The sequence below is a fragment of the Pseudomonas sp. NCIMB 10586 genome (assembly GCF_023127895.1).
Lineage (GTDB): Bacteria > Pseudomonadota > Gammaproteobacteria > Pseudomonadales > Pseudomonadaceae > Aquipseudomonas > Aquipseudomonas synxantha_A.
This window is the reverse complement of record NZ_SPKQ01000003.1, coordinates 48,170-54,748: the sequence shown is the minus strand read 5'-3', so window position 1 is coordinate 54,748 and position 6,579 is coordinate 48,170. Positions and strand designations below refer to the sequence as shown.

At 61.9% G+C, this 6,579-nt stretch carries 7 protein-coding genes and 1 pseudogene; 4 read left to right on the top strand and 4 right to left on the bottom strand.

The window, feature by feature from the left end; translation table 11 throughout:
- Positions 1-119 precede the first annotated feature (119 nt).
- On the bottom strand, positions 120-905 hold the full coding sequence (locus tag E4P01_RS01285) for a sulfite exporter TauE/SafE family protein (RefSeq protein WP_216091519.1): 786 nt from the start codon (positions 903-905) through the stop codon (positions 120-122).
- Between the two features lie 82 nt (positions 906-987).
- Positions 988-1,293: pseudogene (locus E4P01_RS01280) on the bottom strand (SAM-dependent methyltransferase); the annotation flags it as partial.
- A gap of 121 nt (positions 1,294-1,414) precedes the next feature.
- Between E4P01_RS01280 and E4P01_RS01275 the strand changes: the two are divergent.
- The 3 genes from E4P01_RS01275 (at position 1,415) to E4P01_RS01265 (ending at position 3,196) form a co-directional block, all read left to right on the top strand.
- Complete coding sequence (locus tag E4P01_RS01275) at positions 1,415-1,936, top strand: DUF3455 domain-containing protein (RefSeq protein WP_103734302.1); 522 nt, start codon at positions 1,415-1,417, stop codon at positions 1,934-1,936.
- A gap of 61 nt (positions 1,937-1,997) precedes the next feature.
- A complete protein-coding gene (locus E4P01_RS01270; RefSeq protein ID WP_216091520.1) occupies positions 1,998-2,525 on the top strand; it encodes a sigma-70 family RNA polymerase sigma factor in 528 nt (175 codons plus the stop codon).
- Complete coding sequence (locus tag E4P01_RS01265) at positions 2,522-3,196, top strand: anti-sigma factor (protein WP_078821477.1); 675 nt, start codon at positions 2,522-2,524, stop codon at positions 3,194-3,196. Before E4P01_RS01270 ends, E4P01_RS01265 begins: the two co-directional genes overlap by 4 nt.
- On the opposite strand, the gene E4P01_RS01260 is transcribed toward E4P01_RS01265, so the two are convergent.
- Together E4P01_RS01260 and E4P01_RS01255 are read right to left on the bottom strand one after the other, a co-directional pair.
- A complete protein-coding gene (locus tag E4P01_RS01260) occupies positions 3,197-4,498 on the bottom strand; it encodes an ATP-binding protein (protein ID WP_078821478.1) in 1,302 nt (433 codons plus the stop codon).
- Between the two features lie 3 nt (positions 4,499-4,501).
- Positions 4,502-5,203, bottom strand: a complete 702-nt coding sequence (locus tag E4P01_RS01255; protein WP_005788610.1) for a response regulator transcription factor — start codon at positions 5,201-5,203, stop codon at positions 4,502-4,504.
- 227 nt (positions 5,204-5,430) lie between these two features.
- Between E4P01_RS01255 and E4P01_RS01250 the strand changes: the two genes are divergently transcribed.
- Positions 5,431-6,573, top strand: a complete 1,143-nt coding sequence (locus E4P01_RS01250) for an efflux RND transporter periplasmic adaptor subunit (RefSeq protein ID WP_216091521.1) — start codon at positions 5,431-5,433, stop codon at positions 6,571-6,573.
- Positions 6,574-6,579: the final 6 nt, after the last annotated feature.

The window sequence follows — 6,579 nt, the reverse complement described above, 5'->3', positions numbered from 1 at the left end:
GAACCAATATCAGCCGTTACCCAAATAACGGATATGTACTCGGTCTGATCCAACATCCTGGTCGGCCCTGAGGCAGCCATCGGGAGCAAGCCCCCTCCCACATGTGGAGCACATGCGGCTCAGAACGCCAGCTTGTACCCCACCGCCATCAACATGACCGCCAGGCACGGGCGTAAGACGCTGTCGGAGATCTTGCCGGTCATATGGCTGCCGAAGTAGATCCCCGGCAACGAGCCCATCAGCAAGAAGCCCAGCAGATGCCAGTCCATATTGCCCATGCTCGCGTGGCCCAGGCCCGCCACCAGGGTCAGGGGCACGGCATGGGCAATTTCGGTGCCCACCAGACGGCGCGTGGCCAGGAACGGATACAGGATAAACAGCGCCACCGTGCCGAGGGCCCCGGCGCCAATGGACGTCAGGGCTACCATGGTGCCGAGGACCGCGCCGGTCAACACGGTCAGGGCGTTCAGGTTGCGCGGGCGCATGTGGTAGTCATCACCGGCATGTCGCTGAGCAAAGGCCAACAGGCTTTTCTTGAACAGGATCGCCAATGCGGTCAGCAACAGCACAAAGCCCAGCGCCTGCTTGATCACCGCATTCATCGCGCTGGGGTCGGTGTGCAGGCTGGCCAGGAACCATAACGTCAAAAGCACCGCCGGCACACTGCCCAAGGTCAGCCAGCCAGTGATGGTCCAGTCGATGTTGCGGTTCTTGCTGTGCACCAGCACACCACCGGACTTGGTGATGGCGGCATACAGCAAGTCAGTCCCCACCGCGGTGGCCGGGTTGATGCCGAACCACAACAGGATCGGCGTCATCAGGGAGCCTCCACCGACACCGGTCATGCCGACGATAAAACCAACGATCAGGCCGGCAACCACGAAACCAATATTACCCACATCCATTACAGCTACCTGCGGCCTTATAAATTTCTGGGCGCAGGATAGCGATTTTTCTTATAACCACTTATATCAATATGATCTGACTTTATGCCTTTTCTGCCAGGCGATGGCAGACATAGGGCTGAATCTGATACCGGAACGCTACAGTGTCACGCCCACGCAGCGCTGTGTGTGTGTCGATCAACTCGCACAATGGCTCGGTCGCCGTGGCATTTTGCGCGGCTGGTAGCGCCGCGATGAAGCTTACCGACAGGAAGCGATCCATGATCACTTCCTGGGGTTGCCACATGCTGATACGCAAAACAGCTCATTTCAGTTGCGGAAAAGTACTCACCCGTGAAGGCTTCGCGCCAACGCCCTGTATGAAAACGCGGCGTGTCGCCTCATAGGGCGGGTGCGGGCGCACAGTGTGCGCCCTCTGAAGTTTATTTTCTAACCGGTGCATCCAATCGGGCGTGTCGCGTGTAGTCCTTGCAGTCACCCCGCTGTTTTACTCAAATGGAGCACTACCCATGAACGCTAAAACACTGTTCTGCTTCGCGGCTGCACTCACCGCCGCGCCTGCGGTTTTCGCCCAGACCGGCTTGCCTGAAAGTATCAAGGTGCCCGACGGGCACAAGATTACGATGGAAACCACCGGGGTCGGCGAAATCACCTACGAATGCCGTGACAAAGCCAACGCCGTCGGCCAGACCGAGTGGTTCTTTGTCGGCCCCAAAGCCGTGTTGAATGACCGCAGCGGCAAGCCGGTGGGCAGCTACTTCGGCCCGCCCGCCACCTGGCAAGCCCAGGACGGCTCGAAAATCACCGGTACCCAACTGGCGGTAGCACCTTCAAGTGCAGGCAACCTGCCCTATCAACTGGTCAAGGCCAACCCGGCTGAAGGTAAAGGTGCCATGAGCGGGGTGAGTTACATCCAGCGGGTCGCCCTCAAAGGCGGTGTGGCGCCTAGCAGCGAATGCACGGTGGCGAACAAAGGCCAGCAGGCTGTGGTGAAGTATCAGGCCGACTACATCTTCTGGGCGGCCAACTGAGCAAACTCGGCTACGCTGTCTGTGGCGAGTGCGCTCGCCACAGGACTCAGCCATTTTAAGGATGCCGTGTTTGTTTGATTATCAAGCCTGCCTGGCGGCATGTGCCCGTGGCGACCAACGCGCCTTGCGCCAACTCTATGCCGAGGACAGCAGCCGCTTGCTCGGCGTGGCGTTGCGCATTGTGCGTGACAAAGCCCTGGCCGAAGATGTCGTGCATGACGCGTTTATCAAGGTCTGGCGCGGCGCTGGCAGTTTCGACCCAAGCCGCGGTTCGGCACGGGGCTGGGTGTTCAGCATCACCCGGCACCTGGCGCTCAATGCCGTGCGCAATCACTACCGGGAAGTGGCATTGAGCGATGAACACGAGCAGCTCGCCGCCGCCAATGACAGCTTTGAATTCAGCGCCCGAGAAGGCCAGGTGTACAACTGCCTGGAACAACTCGACCCGACCCGTCGCACGTGCATTCTTCACGCCTATGTCGACGGTTATTCCCACAGCGAAATCGCCCGGAAACTGGACACGCCCCTGGGCACCGTCAAAGCCTGGATCAAACGGAGCCTCGTCGCGCTGCGCGAGTGCATGGCATGAGCAACCCACTGGATGAACTCGCCAGCGAATACGTGCTGGGCACCCTGCCCGCCAACCAACGCGCCGAGGTCGAGCAACGCTTGAAACATGACAGCGAGCTGCGTGCGGCGGTGGATGCCTGGGAACAGCGTCTGCTCCCACTGACCGCCTTGGCCGAGCCCGTGCCGCCGTCCGCACAGCTGTGGCGGCGCATTGAACACAGCACGGCAAACCAGGATGCCGGCGTGCCTTGGTGGAACCTGCTGTCGCTCTGGCGTGGATTGGCTGGCGCAGGTTTGGTGACCACACTGGTGTTGGCCGCACTGTTGCTGACCCGCCCGCCCGTAGCCGACTCGACGTTTGTGGTGGTGTTGGTTGCGCCACAGAGCCAGACACCCGGTTGGGTGATCCAGGCCAGCCATGACCAACAGATCCAACTGATTCCGCTAGGCGTAATGGAAGTACCGAACGACAAAGCCCTGCAGTTCTGGACCAAAGGCGATGGCTGGCAGGCTCCGGTGTCGTTGGGGCTGGTCAAGCCAGGGCAAACGCTCTCGGTACCGCTGGACAAGCTGCCGCCGCTTGCGCCCAACCAGCTGTTCGAGCTGACCCTGGAAGACCCGCGTGGCTCGCCGACCGGTAAACCGACCGGGCCGATCCAGGCCATCGGCCGCGCGGTCAAAGTGCTCTGATCAGCTTGCGCTGGGCAACCACACCCGAAACCGCGCTCCGCCCAGAGGCGAGGCCAGGGCTGTCAAGGTGCCGCCCTGGGCCTCCAGGGCACGTCGGCTGATCGCCAGGCCCAGGCCGAAGCCGCCGGTGGCACGGTCGCGGCTGCGGTCCAGGCGGTAGAACGGTTCGAAGATGCGCTCGCGCTGGTCCATCGGTATGCCGATGCCGTCGTCGTCCACCCAGATTTCGCAGCCGTTGGGACACACCTTGACCCCCACCTGAATGCGTTTGTCGCAATAGCGCGTCGCGTTGCGCAGCAGGTTCTGCAAGGCGCGGGCGGTAAGGCGCGGGTCGAGGCTGAAGCGCTCCACGGTGCAGTCGAGCGCCACGTCGATGACAATCTCGGGGTTTTCCAGCTCGTCGTCGACGCTGCCCAGCACGCTGTCGATAAACTCATCGAGCGCCACCTCGACCCGTTCGGGCAATTGCGCAGGATTTTGCAGGCGGCTGTAGGACAGCAATTCCAGCACCAGTTCATCCAGCTCGCGAATATGCGCCACCAGGCTTTGCAGACGCTCGCGACTGGCCTGGGGCAAGTCTTCGGAGAGCGCCAGCGCCAGGCCGAAATCCAGGCGGGTGAGCGGTGTGCGCAGTTCGTGGGAGACCGCATTGAGCAAGTCGCGCTGCTGGTTCAGCAGGTGCTCGATATCGTCGGCCATGGTGTCGAACACCGTCGCCAGGCTGCCGATGCTGGAGCTGGGCGGAAGGCGCGTGCGCTCTCCAAGGTGGCCCTTGCCCAACAGCGCGGCGGTGCTTTTGAGGCGCTCCAGGTCACGCCAGTGCGGGCGCAGCCACACCAGCAGGCACGCCAGCAGCGCCGCGCCGATCAGCACGTTCATCGACCAGTACAGCAGGTTCATGTCCAGCGGGTCCGGCGGAATGGTCAGCTTGACCGCGAACTGCTGATTGATCGGCGAGCTGATTTCTTCCATCCAGCCCCACTCGCCCAGGCGGATCACCGACTTGCCTTGCTCCAGCAGTTGTTCTTCCTGCGGCGTATAGCGAGCGTCCTGGCGCAGCAACAGTTCAACCTTCAATGGCGCAAAATCGCGACTCAACTGGTCGGTCACCTGGGACCAGTGCTCCACCGGTGCGCGCTGGTATTGCTTGACCATCAGCTTTTGCAGGCCACGGGACTGTTCGATGTTGTAGTCCATGTAGCGGTGTTCGAACAGTTGGATCACCAGCTTGGGAATCAGAAAGATGGCTGCACTGTAGGTGACGATAGTGATCAGGTAGAGGCGTAGCAGCACACGGAACATGGTTCAGCATTCCCACTCGGAGCGGCTGAACAGATAACCCTTGCCCCACACGGTCTTGATCTTGCGCGCCTCGCCGGCGTGGTCGTCGAACTTGCGCCGCAACTTGGAAATGGCCACGTCCACCGAGCGATCGGTACCGTTGAACTCGATGCCGCGAAGGCGTTGCAGGATCTGGTCGCGGCTGAGCACTTCACCGGCGTGGCGCGCCAGTACCACCAGCAGGTTGTATTCGCCGCTGGACAGCTCCACCGCCTGCTCGCGCCAGGTAACGGTGCGTTCCGACAGGTCGATACACAGGTTGCCCATGATGATCCGGTCGTTGGCCACCTGGGGCTCGGACAGACTGCTACGGCGCAACAGCGTGCGCACCCGGGCCAGCAGCACGCGCGGCTCGCAGGGTTTGGTCACATAATCGTCGGCCCCCATTTCCAGGCCCAGCACCTGGTCGTGGCTGTCGTCGCGGGCGGTCAGCATCAGGATCGGCAGGCCCGCCGAGTCGGCGCGCAGCAGGCGGCAGACTTGCAGGCCGTCGAGGCCCGGCAACATCAGGTCGAGGATCACCAGGTCCGGCGGGTTGAGACGCGCACGTTCGCGTACGTGGTCGCCGCGGCTGAGCACACTGACGTGATAGCCATTGCGTTCCAGGTAGCTGGCGATCAGCTCGGAGAGTGCGGCGTCGTCTTCGACCAGAAGGATGTTGGGCATAGGGTGTTTCCAGAAAATACACTGATAAGTCGTACACAAATCCCATGTGGGAAGGGGCTTGCTCCCTCCCACATTTGATCTTCATTGTAAGCAAGGTTGTGCAAGGATATACGCCCCCGACGCCACGCGCGCCGTACCTTACACTTCTTCACACACGACCTACACAGCTTCACAGCACCACGGCGCAGGTGACTTTAGGATGCGCCAGTCAATATTGGGATAAGAGCATGTCGAAGAATCTATTTGCGCCGTTTTGCCTGTTGGCCCTCACACTGGCGCTGAGCGCGTGTGGTCAGTCTGCAGACGAGGCGCCGGAAATGCCCCTGGCCAAAGTGCGCATCGAAACCCTGCAGGCCAAGCCCCTGTCCATTACCAGCGAACTGAGCGGGCGTATCGCCGCGCCGCGCATTGCCGAAGTGCGTGCCCGAGTGGCCGGTGTGGTCATGCAGCGTGTGTTCAAGGAAGGTCACGATGTGAAACAGGGCGACGTGCTGTTGCGCATCGACCCGGCGCCCTTCAAGGCTGACCTGGACAGCGCCCAGGCCAACCTGAGCAAGGCCGAAGCCAATGCGTTCCAGGCCCGCCTGCAAGAGCAGCGCTACAGCCAGTTGGTTGAAGGCAACGCCATCAGCGGCCAGGAATACGACAACGCCCGTGCCGCGCTACGCCAGGCCAACGCCGAAATCGCCGCCAACAAGGCCGCCGTCGAGCGTGCCAAGTTGAACCTGGGTTATGCCACCGTGACCGCGCCGATTTCCGGGCGCATCGGCCGTGCCCTGGTGACCGAAGGCGCGCTGGTCGGCCAGAACGAAGCCACGCCGCTGGCGATCATCCAGCAACTGGACCCGATCCACGCCGACCTCACCCAGTCCACCCGCGAGTTGAACGACCTGCGCCGCGCTTTTCGTGCCGGCAGCCTGAAGCAGGTCGGCCAGGACCAGGCCAAAGCCACACTGATCCAGGACGATGGCAGCCTGTACCCGTTGCCGGGCAAACTGCTGTTCGCCGAGATCAGCGTTGACCCGGGCACCGGGCAGATCATTTTGCGCAGCGAGTTCCCCAACCCGGATCTGGACCTGTTGCCCGGCAGCTTTGTACGGGTACGCCTGGAGCAGGCGGTCGACAAGCAAGGCATCAGCGTGCCGCAACGTGCCATCACCCGTGACAGCGCCGGCATCCCGATGGTGTTGCTGCTGGACGCCGAGCAGACCGTCAGCCAGCAGCCGGTGGAATTGGGCGCGGTGATCGAAGATCGCTGGATTGTCAGCAGCGGCCTCAAGCCAGGCGATCGCATTATCGTCGAGGGCCTGCAACATGCACGCCCCGGCGAAAAAGTTGAAGTGGACGACAGCCCGCTCGTAAAGGAATAACCCGTC

What these genes read in the sequence shown, in the direction of transcription:
- E4P01_RS01285 (WP_216091519.1), bottom strand. Translation starts at nt 905, where the DNA reads ATGGATGTGGGTAATATTGGTTTCGTGGTTGCCGGCCTGATCGTTGGT.
- E4P01_RS01275 (WP_103734302.1), top strand. Translation starts at nt 1,415, where the DNA reads ATGAACGCTAAAACACTGTTCTGCTTCGCGGCTGCACTCACCGCCGCG.
- E4P01_RS01270 (WP_216091520.1), top strand. Translation starts at nt 1,998, where the DNA reads ATGCCGTGTTTGTTTGATTATCAAGCCTGCCTGGCGGCATGTGCCCGT.
- E4P01_RS01265 (WP_078821477.1), top strand. Translation starts at nt 2,522, where the DNA reads ATGAGCAACCCACTGGATGAACTCGCCAGCGAATACGTGCTGGGCACC.
- E4P01_RS01260 (WP_078821478.1), bottom strand. Translation starts at nt 4,498, where the DNA reads ATGTTCCGTGTGCTGCTACGCCTCTACCTGATCACTATCGTCACCTAC.
- E4P01_RS01255 (WP_005788610.1), bottom strand. Translation starts at nt 5,203, where the DNA reads ATGCCCAACATCCTTCTGGTCGAAGACGACGCCGCACTCTCCGAGCTG.
- E4P01_RS01250 (WP_216091521.1), top strand. Translation starts at nt 5,431, where the DNA reads ATGTCGAAGAATCTATTTGCGCCGTTTTGCCTGTTGGCCCTCACACTG.